Annotated in this window: 15 protein-coding genes and 3 other annotated features; of the genes, 3 read left to right on the top strand and 12 right to left on the bottom strand. The window is 37.5% G+C overall.

Features of this window, described 5'->3' with window-relative positions; genetic code table 11:
- Positions 1-13: 13 nt before the first annotated feature.
- Genes AC3WJF_RS11975 through AC3WJF_RS11985 form a run of 3 tightly spaced genes read right to left on the bottom strand, consistent with a single transcriptional unit; the run spans position 14 to position 2,812 of the window.
- Positions 14-1,342: an MFS transporter gene (locus AC3WJF_RS11975; protein WP_492452426.1), complete on the bottom strand. Its 1,329-nt coding sequence runs from the start codon at positions 1,340-1,342 to the stop codon at positions 14-16.
- A 17-nt stretch (positions 1,343-1,359) separates the two neighbouring features.
- A complete protein-coding gene (locus AC3WJF_RS11980) occupies positions 1,360-2,007 on the bottom strand; it encodes an RraA family protein (RefSeq protein WP_492452428.1) in 648 nt (215 codons plus the stop codon).
- 40 nt (positions 2,008-2,047) lie between these two features.
- On the bottom strand, positions 2,048-2,812 hold the full coding sequence (locus AC3WJF_RS11985) for a creatininase family protein (protein ID WP_492452430.1): 765 nt from the start codon (positions 2,810-2,812) through the stop codon (positions 2,048-2,050).
- A gap of 282 nt (positions 2,813-3,094) precedes the next feature.
- On the opposite strand from AC3WJF_RS11985, the gene AC3WJF_RS11990 reads away from it, so the two are divergent.
- Positions 3,095-3,745, top strand: coding sequence for a GntR family transcriptional regulator (locus AC3WJF_RS11990; RefSeq protein WP_492452432.1), 651 nt, complete (start codon positions 3,095-3,097; stop codon positions 3,743-3,745).
- Between the two features lie 896 nt (positions 3,746-4,641).
- Here AC3WJF_RS11990 and AC3WJF_RS11995 read toward each other — a convergent pair.
- Together AC3WJF_RS11995 and rlmD are read right to left on the bottom strand one after the other, a co-directional pair.
- Positions 4,642-5,304, bottom strand: a complete 663-nt coding sequence (locus AC3WJF_RS11995; RefSeq protein WP_492452434.1) for a Type 1 glutamine amidotransferase-like domain-containing protein — start codon at positions 5,302-5,304, stop codon at positions 4,642-4,644.
- Positions 5,305-5,745: 441 nt separating this feature from the next.
- A complete protein-coding gene (rlmD, locus tag AC3WJF_RS12000; RefSeq protein ID WP_492452436.1) occupies positions 5,746-7,119 on the bottom strand; it encodes a 23S rRNA (uracil(1939)-C(5))-methyltransferase RlmD in 1,374 nt (457 codons plus the stop codon).
- Between the two features lie 246 nt (positions 7,120-7,365).
- Between rlmD and nagZ the strand changes: the two genes are divergently transcribed.
- Positions 7,366-8,994, top strand: a complete 1,629-nt coding sequence (nagZ, locus tag AC3WJF_RS12005) for a beta-N-acetylhexosaminidase (RefSeq protein ID WP_492452438.1) — start codon at positions 7,366-7,368, stop codon at positions 8,992-8,994.
- Between the two features lie 74 nt (positions 8,995-9,068).
- Here the strand turns inward: nagZ and thrS are convergent, their stop codons facing one another.
- The 7 genes from thrS to AC3WJF_RS12040 form a co-directional block, all read right to left on the bottom strand.
- On the bottom strand, positions 9,069-10,274 hold the full coding sequence (thrS, locus tag AC3WJF_RS12010) for a threonine--tRNA ligase (RefSeq protein WP_492452511.1): 1,206 nt from the start codon (positions 10,272-10,274) through the stop codon (positions 9,069-9,071).
- A 48-nt stretch (positions 10,275-10,322) separates the two neighbouring features.
- Positions 10,323-10,549 (bottom strand) — a binding site (T-box leader).
- Positions 10,550-10,585: 36 nt separating this feature from the next.
- Positions 10,586-10,812, bottom strand: a binding site (T-box leader).
- Positions 10,813-10,847: 35 nt separating this feature from the next.
- Positions 10,848-11,079: a binding site (T-box leader), on the bottom strand.
- Positions 11,080-11,274: 195 nt separating this feature from the next.
- On the bottom strand, positions 11,275-12,282 hold the full coding sequence (locus AC3WJF_RS12015) for a DUF3231 family protein (protein ID WP_492452440.1): 1,008 nt from the start codon (positions 12,280-12,282) through the stop codon (positions 11,275-11,277).
- Positions 12,283-12,521: 239 nt separating this feature from the next.
- On the bottom strand, positions 12,522-13,439 hold the full coding sequence (locus AC3WJF_RS12020) for a diacylglycerol kinase (RefSeq protein ID WP_492452442.1): 918 nt from the start codon (positions 13,437-13,439) through the stop codon (positions 12,522-12,524).
- A 266-nt stretch (positions 13,440-13,705) separates the two neighbouring features.
- Positions 13,706-14,617 (bottom strand): LiaF transmembrane domain-containing protein, encoded by a 912-nt coding sequence (locus AC3WJF_RS12025; protein WP_492452444.1) that lies wholly within the window; start codon positions 14,615-14,617, stop codon positions 13,706-13,708.
- Complete coding sequence (locus tag AC3WJF_RS12030; protein ID WP_492452446.1) at positions 14,614-15,690, bottom strand: hypothetical protein; 1,077 nt, start codon at positions 15,688-15,690, stop codon at positions 14,614-14,616. The genes AC3WJF_RS12025 and AC3WJF_RS12030 overlap by 4 nt, the downstream gene beginning before the upstream one ends.
- Positions 15,690-16,145, bottom strand: coding sequence for an anti-sigma factor family protein (locus tag AC3WJF_RS12035; RefSeq protein ID WP_492452448.1), 456 nt, complete (start codon positions 16,143-16,145; stop codon positions 15,690-15,692). Before AC3WJF_RS12035 ends, AC3WJF_RS12030 begins: the two co-directional genes overlap by 1 nt.
- Entirely contained in the window at positions 16,142-16,687 is a 546-nt protein-coding gene (locus AC3WJF_RS12040) for a sigma-70 family RNA polymerase sigma factor (RefSeq protein WP_492452450.1), read from the bottom strand. The genes AC3WJF_RS12035 and AC3WJF_RS12040 overlap by 4 nt, the downstream gene beginning before the upstream one ends.
- Before the next feature lie 188 nt (positions 16,688-16,875).
- On the opposite strand from AC3WJF_RS12040, the gene AC3WJF_RS12045 reads away from it, so the two are divergent.
- Positions 16,876-17,418: a biotin transporter BioY gene (locus AC3WJF_RS12045; RefSeq protein WP_492452513.1), complete on the top strand. Its 543-nt coding sequence runs from the start codon at positions 16,876-16,878 to the stop codon at positions 17,416-17,418.
- Positions 17,419-17,424 lie beyond the last annotated feature (6 nt).

The raw sequence follows: 17,424 nt of genomic DNA on the forward strand, positions 1-17,424 counted from the left end.
ATTATAAAATTTATTAAATTAATTGATTACTAGTTTCAGTATTGACCATTAAGGAATTATTAGGTTCAATATGAGCCTCTTCAAGAAGAGGTTTGTCAGGTTTAATAAATAACCATGCAACTGCTCCTAATGCTCCTACAATCGTTAAGGTTAATATCCCAATGTTCCAATTTCCAAAATGATTGACTAACTGGAGAATTAATATGGTCCCAATTGCCGTGGATAAATTACCACAGAAGTTAACATAACCTGACAAAGATGCACTATGTTTACCACCAATGTCTTGAACAGCGGTCCAGTTTGGTACTTGAATCATGCCTATACCTGCCATGGATATCATTAATAGAATAGACATGCCGATAGTACTGCTCGCCTGGGTTGCAAGCCATAAACACGAAGAACTGACGATGAACCCCGCAATACCAAAAGGAACACGTGAGAACACACGAGATTTTGTTTTTCGGTATACTAAATCAATTATTCCCCCCATTACTAAAACCATAATTGTTAAGGATACCCAAGGTAGAGCTGCAGATATTCCTGTCTTTACAATCGATAATCCACGGCCTTGAATAAGATAGGTGGGTAATAATGTAATAAAGAAGCTTTCGACCAGCACCAAACAAAAATATTGAATTCCGATTGCCCAAAACTGTGATTTTCTAAGGAATTTTTTCCACTGCTTCCAAGACGTTTTGATAACGGTTTCATTTTTATCCTCATGGGATTCATTAATTAACTCTAGCTCAGCCTGATTGACCTTATTGTGTTCTTTTGGACTATTACGGAAATTTTTATACCAATATACTGCAATGACAATACCGATAATACCAAAACTATAAAAGCTCATTTTCCAGCCAAATTTGGAAATAAGCCATGCGGTTATTATGGTTCCAATTGCTGATGCGAGATAACCCGAGCTAAGGAAAATAGAGTTCGCCCTAGCTTTTTCCTTCTTAGGAAACCAAGTATTAATGGCGTTAATACCACCCGGAATATCTGCGGCTTGTGCTACACCCAATAAGCTACGAAATACTATCAATAGAAAGAGGCTGGAACCGAAAGGGGTTACAAAAGTAAACAGTGACCAAAAAATACCCGCAATCGCAATTGCTTTATGGGATCCAATCTTTTGTACCCAAATACTAGTTGGAATTTGAAAGAATGCATAGGTCCAGGCAAATGCCGATAAAATAAATGAGATCTGAGTTAAGCTGAAATCAAAATCCTTTTGAATAAAAGGTGCACTAACACCGATATTAATGCGGTCCAACGACATAATTAATTGCATCGGCAACATGATTAAAAATATTACACGCCATCTAATATTACTATGTTTCATACAATTCACCTCTGTATTTAATTAAAGAATTTTTCCGCACCACTCAGTATTGCAAGGCTCACCCCTGCATCTACTTGCCGTTTCATTTCGATCTCTGCCTCTTGTTTTTCAATTGCAGTTCTAGCATATTCCTCTGCATTTTTAGGATTTATTGCAAAAACGCCATCATCACTAGCCACAATTAAATCACCGGGGTTAATACTTACCCCGCATACACTTATAGTTGTATTAATTTCTCCTTCGATTCCAAGGATTCTTGTTGTTAAAGGACTAACTCCTAAAGAGAAAATAGGTAGATTCAATTCCAAAATTTCAGGTACATCATTAATGCAGCCGGAAACAATTACTCCTGCTACCTTTTTGTTTTTAGCTGCATAGGAGACCATACCACCCCAACATGATCTTTGGGTGTCCCCAGACATATCAACGACAACTACATCACCTGGCTCCACCAATTCAATAGCTTTGTGAACTGCTGTTGAATCCATGTGGGGAATCCTGACGGTAACTGCATTTCCAACAAAACGGATTGGCCGTGAAAGAGGTTGCAGGCCTTTTAAAAAACCAAAGTCCGTCATATGTCCGATGGTAGAAGGATCTACCTTTTGATATAGGTCAATTAATTTTGAATTAACACCTTGTACTCTTGGATGTACTCGAAACATTTTTATCCCTCCATTAAATTCTTCTTTTCTATAAGATTGACTATCTATCAATTGTGATCTTTTCTCTTATTTCCCAATTTTGTTGTAAGAATTGGACAATTCGATCCACCGAACGTTCGACCAATTCCTTTCCTTTTTCAGCAGTTCCCACGGTCGCGTTTCCAATAGTACCAGAGGTAGTATGTTCATCATAATTTACATATTGAATAAAATCAGAAAATTGATTGTTAAATTTAGGAGGTTCATTGATTGCTTGATTGATATCGACAAGATGAGGGTAGAGATGCAATAACACAGATGTACCTGCCTCACTTGCATGGGCATGAGCTAAATCTCCTGTTTCGATAATGCCTTTGTCCAGCGATTTAATAAAACGCCAATAATCTATTTGTACACAGCGAATATTTGGGTCTCGCTGTAATTCGTGAGCGACCGAACCTATAATTGGAACATTACCAAGATGAGTGTTAATGAACAAAAAGTCTTTAAATCCCCATTTTTTCAAGCTGTTCACTACATCTGTTAAGTAAGCTTTAAAACTTTCTGGTTTGATTGTGATTGTTCCTGGAAATGCATCTAGCATAGCAGAATCCCCAACTTCCAAAGTAGGAGAGATAATTGCATCGACTTTTTCAGCTACTAGTTCAGAAACTTTGACTGAAACTAAGGTATCAGAACCAAGGGGTAAATGTGGACCGTAAACTTCAAAGGCACCAGATGGGATAATTACTAAATCCGTTTGCGCCTTTCTTTCCTTAAATTTCTTCCAACTCATTTCTTTTAAGAAATTTGTTTTAACACTCATTTTTTCCATCTCCTTTATTTATAAGCTAAAGATATTTTGAACTTGCATTCATCTTGTATCCACCTTGTATACAAGATATGAAGTTATTCTACTATGATTCAGAATTATTTGTCAATAAAGTTTTTTTACAATTTTATCCGTTTGAAGAACTGTAAAATTAGTTAATAAATGAATTGTACTTGTTGTATACAACAAGTATACTAAAAATATCTTATTAAATAGAGTTATATTCCGTTAAGCGATATATTTTTTTCTCAAATTAAAAGTTAAGGAGATGATAAGATGAGTAGTCAAATACCCAAAAATGGATTTCTTAAAGACCAAGCTTATCTAGCGATAAAAGATGAGATTATGAATGGAAAATTAACTCCAGGTGAGTTTATTTCTGAAAGTTTGCTAAGTGAAAAGCTAAATATGAGCAGAACTCCGATTCGTTCTGGATTACAGCGATTAGAACATGAGGGAATTGTTAAAATTCTGCCAAAACAGGGGATTTATATTTGTGAAATTTCAGTAAAACAAATAAATGATGTTTACGAAATGAGAACCTCATTTGAAACATTTGCGATTAAGAAGCTTGTTCATACAATTGAAAATTCCCAACTTAAAGAGTTGGAGGAAATATTAAAACTACAATTTGAACAATTACAACTAAAAGATGCTTATATGTTTATCAAATATGATACTTTATTTCACCTTAAGTTAATGGAGTTTATCGATAACAAGGAAATGTACAATGCCTTCAGTACCATTAAAGAAAAACTATCGTTTTATGGAAGAGAAATTATAAAAAAGAACTTTGAACGTTTAAGGAAGTCGTACGAGGAGCATCAAAAGATTTTATCCGAGCTGGAAAAGGGGGATGAAAAGGCAGTAATAAAGGAAATGGAATATCACTTACAAAATGGAAGAAGTGTTCTGCTTGGTAATTAGAAGCAATAGTAGAAGAGAAATGAATTCTTTTGAGGAAAAGTTCTAGAAAACAAGAAAACCACTTTACGCCGTCGCAAGCAAAAGAGTGGTATAAAAAGATAAAATAGCATTGTCAACGAGGACCCTTGCGCTAGCAGTTACATGGAGATGTGTTAATCTATAAAAGTACCCAGTCATCCTCCGCCTTTATCACTAACAAGGTGACATTCGATGATCCAAGTCGCTATTCCAATGGACACCAAATCCGTTGCTACAGGTTCCATTATATCTAAACCCAAATGTTTTACAAAAAAGCCACCGTGCATGATAATTGAGAATGGATTAGGACCTTCTCCTTCCGGGAGAAGGAGATCCCCAAATTGAAACTGACTTTATCCGTAGGTGCATCGTTTCGTCCGTACACTTATAAAAGAAACTCCATTGAGCATGAAACAGCCCCGAAATCGGAAAAGTATTTTTTCACAAAATAAGGGCTGGAATCGAAAATTTTTATTTTGTTATGGAAAAGTTTATTTTAGGCTTACAATTTTTGCATTAATTGCGCTACACACTCCACATGTCCAGAGTGAATGTAGCAACACAAGTGATGCTGGTGATTTTACAAAAAAAAAAACTAACGGAACCAGTATTGCCTGATTCCGTTAAGCATAACTTTCTAATCTATTAAAGCTTAAATTAGGGGCACACCAGTTGAACGTCCTACTTTGCTTTTACCTTAAATTAGAACACGCCTACTGATCCCCCATACCATCAAGATTCTTTGCCCCAAAGTTATCAAGCAATGCCCGCACTTCATCTATTAACGTTGGTTGAAGCGAAGACCTAGTCAAATGAAATCATATTTTCATCACAAGAATCTCGCCTACGTTGTTGATATATTTAGCGGCGGAGTAATATCAGGGAGAAAACAGTTTCCAATGCCCTTCTGAGACAACTTCGACTGCTCCGTCGATCACTTTGATGGCGGTTTGATCGTCAATCGCATACGCCGGCCCCTGCATCTCGGCGGCCCATCTCTCTGCGGCAGCCATGGTGTTTTCCGGCAGCATCTCGTGATCCAGGTGCGGAAACATTGCAAAATCGACCAGTCTCAACGTCTCATCGCCACCGTTGGGTGGAGTCCAGCCAACGAAGAATTCCCCGATGTTAGGTGCCATCACCATGCTCCCAGCACTCAGTCCCACATAGACTGCACGCAGCGACGGCAAGAGGTCTGCCAGTCCGGACTTCCGCATCCAGTAACAAAGATACAAAGGGTCACCGCCATTCACTAGTAGAATATCAGTCTCCTTGACCATAGGGACCCAAAGCTCTTCATCGATGCTGGGCAGCGCGGTGAGCTCCAGTACCCCCAGGGACTTCCAGCCCAGCTCACACATCGGTGTAGTGGCATGTCCACTGATGAACTTCCATGCGTTACCTGCACCACCGGGTAAGGCGTACCCCGCAGTGGGAATGCAGAGGGCACTGGCCTCGGAAATCGGTTTGCCCAGCATGTCAACCAGCGAGTCGTGTATGCTCTTGTTCTTGATGCCTGCAGATGTGAGCAGAAGTTTCATGAACTCAACTCCTTGTCGTTGCAATATACTTTTAGTATATTTCGAAAATTCAATAATTTCAAGTGTAACATATACTCGATAGCACACAGCCTAAACCTTTTTGATAAGTAGCTAAACGCAAAATGAACGTAATGGTGTTCAAACTGCATTTTAATCTAATTTTCCATTTCCCTATTCTCAACGGTAAATCCTTTTTCTGTGTTCGGAAATCTTAAAAACGAGTAACGGAGATGTGTTTACCTCTTATCTATTCGAAAATGGCCGTTTTTCCGCCTGTTTTTTCGCTTTTTTCACATTTTTTCGGGAGTTAAAATAAAGTTTTCCGATAATGGAATGAAGATAAAATCGAAAAAATACCCTGAAATAGGAAAAGTATTTTATCACAAAATCAGGGCTGGAATCGGTAATATTTATTTTTACAAGGTAAGGTTTACTTTTGAGTTACACTTTTAATACTATCTGCGCTACACACTCCACATGTGTAGTGTGCGGGAACATATCCACCGGCTGCACTTCAACCGTTTTATATCCACCGTCCTCCAATATCCTTAAATCCCTTGCCAATGTAGCAGGATTACAGGATACATATACAACCTTTTTCGGCTTCATTTCAATAATGGTTTGAAGCAGGGTCTCATCACAACCTTTACGTGGTGGATCTACCACAAGAACGTCCGCTTTTACACCTTCGCTATACCATTTTGGAATCACTTTTTCCGCTTCTCCAACGGCAAATTCAACATTATCAATTCCGTTTAGTTTTGCATTGCGCTTTGCGTCATCAATGGCTTCTGGTACGATTTCAACTCCATACACTTTCTTGGCTTTTTCAGCTAGAAAAAGTGAAATGGTTCCGATTCCGCAATAGGCATCGATAACAGTTTCTTCGCCATTTAATCCCGCATATTTTAGTGCTTGGTCATAAAGAACCTTAGTTTGTTCAGGGTTAACCTGATAAAAAGAGCGGGCAGAGATAGCAAATTTTATGATGCCAATATAATCATAGATGAATTCGTCACCCCAAAGGACTTTTGTTTCGTCCCCGAAAATCACATTGGTTCTCTTTGGATTGATATTTTGAACGATTGATTTTATATTGGAATTAGATTGGATTATTTCTTGTATTATTTGATTTTTATTAGGGAGATCAGAAGTGCGGGTAATAAGCACAACCATGATTTCACCTGTTTTCATTCCATAACGAGCCATGATGTGACGCAATGTACCTTTATTATTTTGTTCATTGTAGGCACGAACTCCATACTTTTCACAAATTCGTTTGACATTTTGGATCACTGTATCATTTTTTTCTTGTTGAATGAGGCAGGCTTCCATATCAATAATATCGTGGCTTCGTTTTTGAAAAAATCCTGCGATTAATCCGCCCTCTCGTTCACCGACTGGAACTTGTGCTTTATTCCGATATCTCCATGGATTTTCCATACCAAGGACAGGATGTACAATGACGTTATCTAGTTTTCCGATACGTGTTAGCACTTCCCGGACTTGTTTATGCTTTGCTTTTAGCTGGCCAGGATAGCTCAAGTGCTGGAGCTGGCAGCCACCGCATTCTTTATAGATAGGGCAATCTGGCTGAACTCGCTCCGGGCTTTTTTCGTACAGCTCTATGAGGCGTCCAAACCCATAGCCTTTGTTTACTTTTATTACTTTAATTTTTGCTTTTTCACCAGGTAAGCAATCGGGAACAAAGAGGGGATACCCATCTACCTTTGCGACCCCGTTACCTTCGTGAGTTAAATCTTCAAACATTACATCTATATATTCGTTTTTTTGAACTGGAACTTGATTGGTCATGGATTGACTTCCTTTAATTTTTGATGAGATGATTGTACCATAACAGGGAGTTCATTGCTAAATTCAGTGTTTTAGGTAAATTTACTACCTGCATATATTAAATTATGCCACATGCAAAAAGTTGGATTCTACATATACTAATGGATTACAGCAGGAATATTGCATAAACTAATCTAATACTAATCCATAGACTTCATTTCAAATCTAATTCCTTTAAATCAACCATTCAATGAAAGGGAATATAATATGAAAACTTACTTAAAGAAAATTTTAGTAGTAGTAAGCACGCTTTTTCTAATAACAGGGTGTGGAATGAAAAACGATAAACAAATAAAAAATAATTCAGATCCAGTTCAAGAAGAACTTAATAGATTGTCTTTATCTGAAAAGATTGGACAGATGATTATTGGAGGTTTTGACGGGACTAGCGTAACGACCGATGCTGCCGATCTTATAAAGGACTACAAATTAGGTGGGCTGATCCTTTTTGGAACAAACGTGAAAAGTGATACCCAATTGGTAAACTTAACAAATGCGCTGAAAACAGCCAATTCTATAAATAAGGTACCTCTTTTTATCTCCACTGACCAGGAAGGTGGAAGAGTTAACCGTATGCCTGCATCAATAATAAACACCCCTCGCGCAAGGGCAATCGGGGAAACAAATAATGAAAAATACGCGTATAATATCGGAAACGTGATTGCAAATGAGTTGACATCTTTTGGGTTCAACGTCGATTTCGCTCCAGTGCTAGACATACAAAGTAATCCTAAAAATACCGTAATTGGCGATCGTTCATTTGGTACCAATTCAAGTATTGCCTCTAAACAAGGAGTAGCTATGATGAAGGGAATTCGTTCTGGAAAAATCATTCCTGTAGTCAAACATTTTCCCGGACACGGAGATACTTCTGTTGACTCTCATTTAGCGCTTCCTGTAGTGTATAAAGATTTATCTAGTTTAAATAAATTGGAACTAATACCGTTCCGAAATGCCTTTAAAAACCAAGCAGATATGGTAATGGTGGCACATATATTGATGAAAAAGTTAGATTCTAAGTATCCCGCTTCTATGTCTAAGACTGTTATTACGGGGATTTTACGAAAACAACTAGGTTTTGATGGAGTTGTTATAACGGACGACATGACCATGGGAGCGATCGCTAAACACTATAGCCTAAAAGATGCTGCTGTGAGGGCTGTAAATGCCGGAAGTGATATGATTCTAGTCGGACACGGAAAAGAAAATGTTAGTACTGTATACAACAGTCTATACAAAGCGGCCAAAAATCACACCATTTCCGAAAGCACCATTAATAAGAGTGTCTACAGGATTTTATCCCTTAAGCGAAAATATAAACTTACGAATAATAAAGTTCCACCTGTCAATATAACAAAGCTGAATGCGCAAATTAAAAAAGCTATTTCAACTAGTTCCTCTACAACTGATTCAGCAAAAAATAATCTCCTCAAGGATATTGCTACAAAAGCGAAAAAGGGAGAAATCATAAATGCTGAGTTTCACCTTGGAAGCACAATAGATACTGTTAGAAAAAAATGGGGAGAAGATGATAAACGCGACTATGTAGCAGTAGCTAAAGGGACATACAGCACTTACAGCAAAAAACATGTAGTCGTTGCATATAATAAAGAGCAACTATTATTTGAAATCCGGTCCTTTGACCCCAAGTTGAATAATTTAGCCCGTATCGATATAAAAAATTACTTTGGCTCACCAACCTCAGATGTTACAACTGGAAATAATGAAGAGATACTCAGCTATTCAAATGGTGCTTATACGTTAAAATTTGTTTTTTCTATAAACAGTCAAAGCGTAGAATTGGATCACTACTCTGTTTACAGTCCGTCTAAATAGCATACTTACAGCCATAAAATAGAGACGAATTCACCTAGAATCAGTCTCTATTTTTTACTGTTAATCCATTATTATTATTTCATAATCTCCTGTTTGAAATAATAAAATGCTTCCTCTGCACTCATGGAACTTTGGCTTTTGTTTATCCGATTTCTTATTGCGACTGATTGACTCTCGACCTCTTTGTCTCCCACCACAAGCATATAAGGGATTTTTTGTTTCTCGGCTTCCCTTATTTTTAACCCTATTTTTTCATTTCTTTCATCGATATCTACTCTAATACCCGCCAATTCTAGCATGGATTTAAGGGAAAAGGCATAGTCCTTATGAGGTTCAGCAATCGGAAGTACTTTCACTTGAACTGGTGCTAGCCAAAGCGGGAAGTCGCCTGCAAAATGTTCGATTAGAATAGCCATGAAACGCTCAATAGAACCATAGATTGCTCTGTGAATCAATACTGGACGATGTAGCTTTCCATCTTCTCCAACATAGGAACAATTAAATTTTTCCGGCATTTGAAAATCTAATTGAACTGTTCCACATTGCCAGCTTCGACCAAGGGAATCTAGTATATGAAAATCTATTTTCGGTCCATAAAATGCACCATCTCCTGGATTTACTTGATAATTTAACGATTTTGTCTTTAATACGGATTCTAGTGCTGATTCTGCCTGGTCCCACATTTCTATTGAACCCAAAAACTCATCCGGACGAGTAGAAAGCTCTATCTTATACTTAAAACCAAAATGAGAGTATATCTCATCAATTAATTCTAGAACCTTCCCAATTTCCGCTTCGATTTGATTGTTTCTAACAAAGATATGGGCATCATCTTGAGTAAATGACCGAACTCTCAGCAAGCCGTTTAGTGATCCGGATAATTCATGACGGTGAACTAAGCCTAATTCGGCATAACGGATAGGAAGTTCCCGGTAGCTTCTTTTTTTATGGTTAAAAATTAAAATAGCACCCGGGCAGTTCATTGGTTTTATAGCATAGCTCTGCTGGTCCACATCTGAAAAGTACATGTTTTCATGGTAATGATCCCAATGACCTGACTGCTCCCAAAGCCCCTGCTTCATCATAATCGGTGTTTTGATTTCTTGATAGCCTGCTTTTTGATGCTTTTTCCTCCAAAAGTTTTCTAACTCATTGCGAAGGACCATCCCATTTGGCAGGAAAAACGGCATTCCCGGAGCTTCCTCCATGGATGCATAGAGTTCTAATTCTTGGCCTAATTTCCTGTGATTTCTTTTATCCACTTCAATTTGTTTCGACATCATTTATTCCTCCTAATTTTTTTATATAAAAAAACACACTTCATCCGCTAAAGGGACGAGTGTGTCGTGGTTCCACCCTAATTCCATAAATCACATCAATTGTGCTTTATGCTTTAGTAAAAATAACGGTTCTCCCGATGATGGTTACTTTCGCTTTTCCCCATCATTGCTCCAAGGTGGTAAACCATTCTCTTTTCTTCAGGGCTTTCAGCCGATGACCCTGTTCTCTTGTAAAGAAATGTAAGAATGATTCATGTCCTTTTCATTGCTTTGAACTATAAAATTGTAAAATAAAAACGCACCCATCCCCAGTAAGGGACGAGTGCGGTCGTGGTGCCACCCTAATTCCATAAGTACATCATACTTATGCTCAAGTAAAATAACGGTTTTCCCGATAATGGTTAATCTGCTTCTCGCATTTCCCCATCATTGCTCCAAGGTGGTAAATCATTCTCTTTTCTTCAGGGCTTTCAGCCAATGACCCTGTTCTCTTGTTAGAAAAATTAAGAATGATTCATGTCCTTTTCATTGCTTTGAACTATAAAATTGTACATAAAAACGCACCCTTCCCCTATAAGGGACGAGTGCGGTCGTGATTCCACCCTAATTCCATAAACGCAAGTTCTCCGCATTTATGCTCAATTTAGTAACGGTTTTCCCGATGACGGTTACTTTCGCTCCTCGCATTTCCCCGTCATTGCTCCAAGGTGGTAAATCATTCGTTTTCCTCAGGGCTTTCAGCCGATGACCCTGTTCTCTTTTAAGAAAAATTAGAAATGATTCATATCCTCATCATTGCTTTAGAATATATTATTTAGATTGAAATGAATTTTAGCATGAGAAATTCAAAAGTTCAAGAACTAATTTCAAGAAAAATTCTTTCATGAATAAATTTTCACAAAATTATATATTAATCAATCGATTGATTAATAACGCTATCCCTTGCTGGGCATAGCATTCACCTATTTAATCAATCGTTTGTATAAAAAAATTCCATTTGCTATTGTTTCGCTAGTCGATCCCGATTTTCCGAAAGAGGCGGTTCTTCTAACCATCTGTTTTTGATCATAAGTTTTGCTCCGTCATCAGCAAACTCACCGATTTCAGCTGATAACCGTACATAATCAAGGGCAACATCCTTTCTAAAACAGGTTGCCATGCTAGTCGCATAAAATCCAATACTTAAGCCAATTAACGCTGTTGTCGCAAACATCATTAATCTATCTGAAAAAGGTGCAACTTGAGAGGAGGTGACACCTGTTTCCCATCCCATAGGAACAGGAAGATCACTCTCCAATAGAACATTGCCAAACACCTTCATATGTTTTTCAGCAATTTCCTTACCTTTTATCATAAATTGTCGAACCTCTTTGGATTTTGCTACCTGACTAAAGGCAATCATCGTTGCCTTCCCCAACGTATTTCTTTGCAAATTAACAACTAGATTGGAAATTTCCATCACGGTTAATGTTTTCCTTCTTCCAAACCACCCTGCTAAAAAGTGATCGTTTTTCACAAAATGAACTTTTTCTGAAGGGGTTATATGTGGTGAACGTATATATAATCCTTTTGACAACAATAAATTCGAAGCTAACGTATCATACTCATCCAATTCACTTATACAAGTTGAAAAATATTTCTGAGTATCCGCTCGGGAACAGACTGTTTTGGCGATCGGATAGAAGCCTAATGCCATTACACCCATATGATGAATGAAATAAAGAATAAAAATGTCTGAAAATAATTTTGGTGCAGAAGGGTTCACATCTTCTTCTACTTTAAACCCATACGGAACTGGATAGCCTTCCTTCGTAAAAATGGTATACAGCTTCTGAATATGCTCTTCGGAAAGACGTAACCCTCTTTCGATAAGTTCTTTAATTTGTACATCTTCAACTATCTCCAAAAAATACCTAAACACACAATTACTTAGGCTGCTATCCATATACGCCGACCAAAGTTGGGCAACTTCATTTGAAGTTAATTTAATATTGTGTTCCGTCTGCATAACCCGTTGTCCCCTTTCTTATACATAAAGTTATTCTGTCACCATTTATGGGGAATATGCATTTGGGATGGGACCAATTCTTTCATCTTGCAGGACTATTTATACGGTGTTACTAGGGTATTTTTCTCAAAATAGATTATAACGGTAAAATTTTGAGCGGTGATAGACTATTCCCATTAATCCAGCTCATAATCGCTAAATGCAAGAAAAAACGTTTACCTCGTCGGTAAACGTTTTTCTTATGATTCTATCTTATCTTGTGGCCGTATTTGATCAATCGGTGCAAATACTTCTAAATGACGGTACAAGTTCTCGAATTCGGCAGGAACATGTCCACCAAATTCACCATCAATATTGATTTGCATTTTTTCGCTGGAGTTTACTTTAATTCTATTTGCAGAAGCATAAATGACGTTTGGATCATTCACATGTTCCCCGCGAATTGCAAGGGATACCACTCGAATAAATTCTGCTAAATTTGTTTTTTTCAAAATCATCAACGTAAATAAGCCATCATTGATCGAGGAATCAGGAGCTAATTTTTCAAAGCCACCAATCGAGTTTGTTAAACCAACAAGAAAAAGCATGGCTTCTCCTTCAAAAAGCTTTCCGTCATATTCGATTCTCATATCTGTTGCTCGAATAGATGGCAGCATTTCGATTCCTTTTAAATAATAGGCAAGCTGACCGATCACCGTTTTTAATTTGCTAGGGACCTCGTACGTTAGTTCCGTCAGTCTTCCACCACCGGCAATATTGACAAAATAACCATCATTGTATTTTCCAATATCGACTGGAATGGTATCTCCTCGAACAATAATATCTGCTGCTGCCTCCACATCTCGGGGTATGTGCAATGCACGGGCAAAGTCATTCGTTGTTCCAACAGGGATAACACCTAGCTTTGGTCGATATTCCTGTTCAGCAAGTCCATTGACGACTTCGTTAATGGTCCCGTCTCCACCAGCTGCAACGACTAAATCATACTGACGAGCAACCGCAACTTTTGCCGCTTCAACAGCATCTCCCGCACATGTCGTCGCATGGCAAGACGATTCATAGCCAGCCTTTTCAAACTTTTGCAGCACGTTTGCAAGATGCTTTTTGAAAAGTTCCCGGCCTGACGTAGGATTATAGATAATTCTTGCTCTTTTCATGTTCATCATCCTAATCTAATATCTTCACGATGAATTCTCTATATGTATACACTGCATTGGAAAATTAATATGATTCGTAAATTTAGGCTTCGCTTCACGTAATTAAGTATCTGTCTAGCACAAGCGCCTATCGGTTAGCGAATGTGCAAGGCACCTTACGCTTTTCTAATTGCAAAGAAAAACTGGCCATAAGCCAGAATGGAAATTGTCTCTCGATAATCATAACTCTTTTCACTGTAAAAATCTAGTTAACAGGTTTCCATCACTTATGGCAAGTGTGTGACGGAAACAGTAGATGTTTTTGTTAGGACGATGTGATGTGTTCCGTCCCCAAATGTGATTTTTGCATTTTTCTGCTCGACATCACCATTATTGCCTTTTTTCTTCATTTTTATCCAACCATCACCCGACAGTTGATCAGCTTGATTAGCTTGTACCATTAAATTCGGATTACCTATTACTTGAATAGCAGCATCGGAAACATTATTCAAAAACCAATGATTTGATAAATCTCTTACTTTTAAAATAATAGAATTAAAGTTTCCTTCCACTTCGAGCCTAACATTATCGGGAACCAGAATAGTTGCGGATACTTGAGTATCATTATAAAAAGGCTGGTTTTGATTTGCGCCATCTTTCAATTTCAAATAGATGGTATCTCCTGTTTCTTCCTCCATTAAATAATCATTCACTTCCTTAATTGCAGAATGATTATCCACCATTTCCGTTTTATATGTTCCAAAGGCTGAGATTGTTTTTTCCTTTGTGGACTCAATTGTTACTGGCTGATTTTGTGTTTCTAGTACAACTCTTTTAATATTATTTTTTAAGGTTTTATTGTATTTCGGTAAATCTAACGTTTTTGTTTCAGCAGCCATTGCATATGTTACTTTATTTAAAATTCCAGTCGAACTGCAAATAGTTAGTGCAATCCCGCCCATGCCAATGATACCGATAAAAAAGATGCTAAGGATATCATATTTTACCACCGGCTTATCCTGCTTTGAAAAATATAACGATAAAAGGATTTCCACTCCTAAAATAATGAGTAGAAGTGGCCACCAAGTCACTAAAACAGTAGCAGTATTCCAATGAAACACTTGTGTCAATAACAGGAACACTCCTAGAAAAACTAGAGCTGCTCCCATTGACATACTCCCGACTCTCCATGTTTTCATATGTTTTTTTCTTCCCCTTTCCGCTTCGTGCCAAACATAAGTTTAACCCCTCCACCAATAAGGAGAATACAAACAAATACTGTTTGGAAGTAATTACTGAACCAATATCTTATGTCAATATGAATGGCGCTGTATATCACTGGAGATACAACTGGTAAAACAATGTTAGAGATCAAATAATATAAACCAAGAATGATTAACCCAATCCCTACCCATTTTTGATGGTTGATTAAATAAGAAATCACCGGTTTATCCTCCAATTCTTCCTTCCCATACTTCGATGCCTTTTGCAGGCCGTCAAAAAAGCTGTAAAACCATATGATTGGCACTAAAAATAAGAATATTCCCAATCTCAAAATGTCCAATATATAGATGGAGAATAGAAATGCCGCCATTAATTGAATACCGCGTTTTTGCAATCCTAAATATAAGTGTCCCGCTCCTGGAAAGATGGATAAGAAGGTTGCAATGGACTTACTCTTTTTCCCATCCTCTCTTCTCATCTCAAACTCCTCGAAAATAGAGCGATCCACTAACGCTTCTCCTTGTTGCTTTTTCGTGAGCTGGCGGATCGCATCAAAAAATCCATACACCCAAATAATTGGCAAGAATGCGAGAAAAACCATGAATTCTCCACGATGCGTAAGAGCAGTAATAAAAACGACCATTACACCTAATCCGAGGAATGTAGTTAAAAGTGTTAATCCTCGGTTCATTAAACCTAGTTGGAAATGACCGACACCTGGGATAAAGGATAATAGGATAGTGTAAAAACGCTGGCTATCATGATTGATTGATTCTCCAGGAACTCCTTCTCCATTTGATTGGTTAAGTCTTGATGCGTTAACTGCCGTAACAATGATACTAACAATGTAAATGACAAAACCAATGAAAGTACATGCTGCTGCATTTTGTATATCATTAGAATTAAGCACTAACAATATAGAAATAAAGGCTAGCCCACAGACAGATATAGTGTAAAAAATACCACTTATTTTTCCTAAATACACCAACCCACCACCCGGAAAAAAACCGAGTAAAAACGCTTTGATGGGATTTTTATTGTTATTCATTATTTATTTCCCTCCTTAGATTCCTTTTCAACCTTATCAATCAATGAAACAGATTTATTCATAAGTCCTGTAACAACGGACGGTTCCTTCTTTTTATTCGCTTCAAAATCATTCAACGCATTTGTCAGATGTGAAAATACACCTGAAGTCATTAAAATAATTGTCATAGCTGCAGCAATTAAGTAATGAAAGATGGCTTTTTGATAAAAGCTTTGTTTTGGAGATTTAGTGATTGTATTCTTCTTTTGTCCTTCAATTTGCTGCATTACCATATCCGTAAAGATATCCTCGTTACTCATGATTGGCAGCGCTTGCTCCACCGCTTCGACAGCCTCCAAATAAACGGACAAGCATTGGTCACAGCTATATAAGTGATCATCGTATTGTTTTTGCGTATCTGAATCTAGTTCACCTTTTACATATTGAAGCCATTTTTCATATGAAATATGATTCACCTGAAATCGTCCTCCTCCCAATGCTTTTTCATCCACTGTCTTGCACGATATAGCTTTGTTTCAATGGTCTTCACTTGAACCTGCTGTTCTTCCGCCAATTCCTGATAGGATTTTTCTTTTATATAAAATCCTTCAATGACATCACGATAATTATCCGGAATTTCTCCTAATCGCTTTTGAAATAAAATCTTTTGCTCCTTTTTTAAAACAATAACCTCTGTTGTTTCTGCTTTTCCGGCGTGATGGAATTCGGGCTGAAACTCTATCACTGTTTCCTCTTGTCTTCTGGTCTTCTTTCTTTTCAAATCAATCGTATGATTAACTGCAATCCTTGTTATCCATGTTTTAAAACCTTGATCCTCATATTGGGGGAGAGAGGCATAGATTTTCAAAAACACTTCTTGGGCTGCATCTTCAGAATCCTGTTGATTGCGAAGAATTGCGAAAGCGGTATGAAAAACATGTATCCGATATTTTTCAACAAGTAATCGAAATGCATGATCATTCCCATGCTTCGCTTTTTCAATTAAAGCTGCATCCAAGTGCTCTCTCCCCCCTTTCTATTCCATTCACCCTTTATAAACGAAATTAGGATGAAACAACCCTACAGTAATTTTTAAAAAATTAATTGTTAACCATTTTTAAATATAAGTTGACAATTAGAACAAAAGATTTATAGAATGTTTATGTTCTAATCAATTTTACTATAAAATAAAAAGGAGAATCGATGATGAAAATCAGAGATATGGTTTTTGTAGCACTTTTTACAGCAATTATGGCAGCTTTGGGCTTTGTTCCCCCTATCTTTTTGTCGTTTACACCGGTTCCTATCACTCTTCAAACATTGGGTGTTATGCTGGCTGGAAGTTTATTAGGAGCTAGACTCGGAGGATTAAGTCAGTTAGTATTTCTACTCTTAGTAGCAGCAGGTGCACCGATCCTTTCCGGCGGTAGAGGTGGGTTAAGTGTTTTAGTAGGACCAAGTGGAGGTTTTATTATTAGTTATACTATCGCAGCATTTATCATTGGTTGGGGGATAATGAAATTTAGAAAAGCAACCTTTACGAAGATTCTTATAGTAAACATTATAGGTGGAATTCTATTTGTCTATTGCATCGGCGTTCCGGTTCAAGCTCTTGTGATGAAAATCAAACTGATGCAAGCGATAAAGCTTAGCCTTGTTTACATACCCGGAGATATTGTAAAAGCAATTCTTGCTTCCCTATTGACGATTAGTATAAGAAAGCGGCTGCCAAAAAGATTGCTTCCATAAATTAAT

The sequence above is a fragment of the Heyndrickxia sp. FW510-T9 genome, from assembly GCF_058781025.1.

What these genes read in the sequence shown, in the direction of transcription:
- AC3WJF_RS11985 (WP_492452430.1), bottom strand. Translation starts at nt 2,812, where the DNA reads ATGAGTGTTAAAACAAATTTCTTAAAAGAAATGAGTTGGAAGAAATTT.
- AC3WJF_RS12020 (WP_492452442.1), bottom strand. Translation starts at nt 13,439, where the DNA reads ATGAAAAGAGCAAGAATTATCTATAATCCTACGTCAGGCCGGGAACTT.
- AC3WJF_RS12025 (WP_492452444.1), bottom strand. Translation starts at nt 14,617, where the DNA reads ATGAAAACATGGAGAGTCGGGAGTATGTCAATGGGAGCAGCTCTAGTT.
- AC3WJF_RS12030 (WP_492452446.1), bottom strand. Translation starts at nt 15,690, where the DNA reads ATGAATAACAATAAAAATCCCATCAAAGCGTTTTTACTCGGTTTTTTT.
- AC3WJF_RS11975 (WP_492452426.1), bottom strand. Translation starts at nt 1,342, where the DNA reads ATGAAACATAGTAATATTAGATGGCGTGTAATATTTTTAATCATGTTG.
- AC3WJF_RS11990 (WP_492452432.1), top strand. Translation starts at nt 3,095, where the DNA reads ATGAGTAGTCAAATACCCAAAAATGGATTTCTTAAAGACCAAGCTTAT.
- AC3WJF_RS11995 (WP_492452434.1), bottom strand. Translation starts at nt 5,304, where the DNA reads ATGAAACTTCTGCTCACATCTGCAGGCATCAAGAACAAGAGCATACAC.
- AC3WJF_RS12045 (WP_492452513.1), top strand. Translation starts at nt 16,876, where the DNA reads ATGAAAATCAGAGATATGGTTTTTGTAGCACTTTTTACAGCAATTATG.
- AC3WJF_RS11980 (WP_492452428.1), bottom strand. Translation starts at nt 2,007, where the DNA reads ATGTTTCGAGTACATCCAAGAGTACAAGGTGTTAATTCAAAATTAATT.
- nagZ (WP_492452438.1), top strand. Translation starts at nt 7,366, where the DNA reads ATGAAAACTTACTTAAAGAAAATTTTAGTAGTAGTAAGCACGCTTTTT.
- AC3WJF_RS12015 (WP_492452440.1), bottom strand. Translation starts at nt 12,282, where the DNA reads ATGCAGACGGAACACAATATTAAATTAACTTCAAATGAAGTTGCCCAA.
- thrS (WP_492452511.1), bottom strand. Translation starts at nt 10,274, where the DNA reads ATGTCGAAACAAATTGAAGTGGATAAAAGAAATCACAGGAAATTAGGC.
- rlmD (WP_492452436.1), bottom strand. Translation starts at nt 7,119, where the DNA reads ATGACCAATCAAGTTCCAGTTCAAAAAAACGAATATATAGATGTAATG.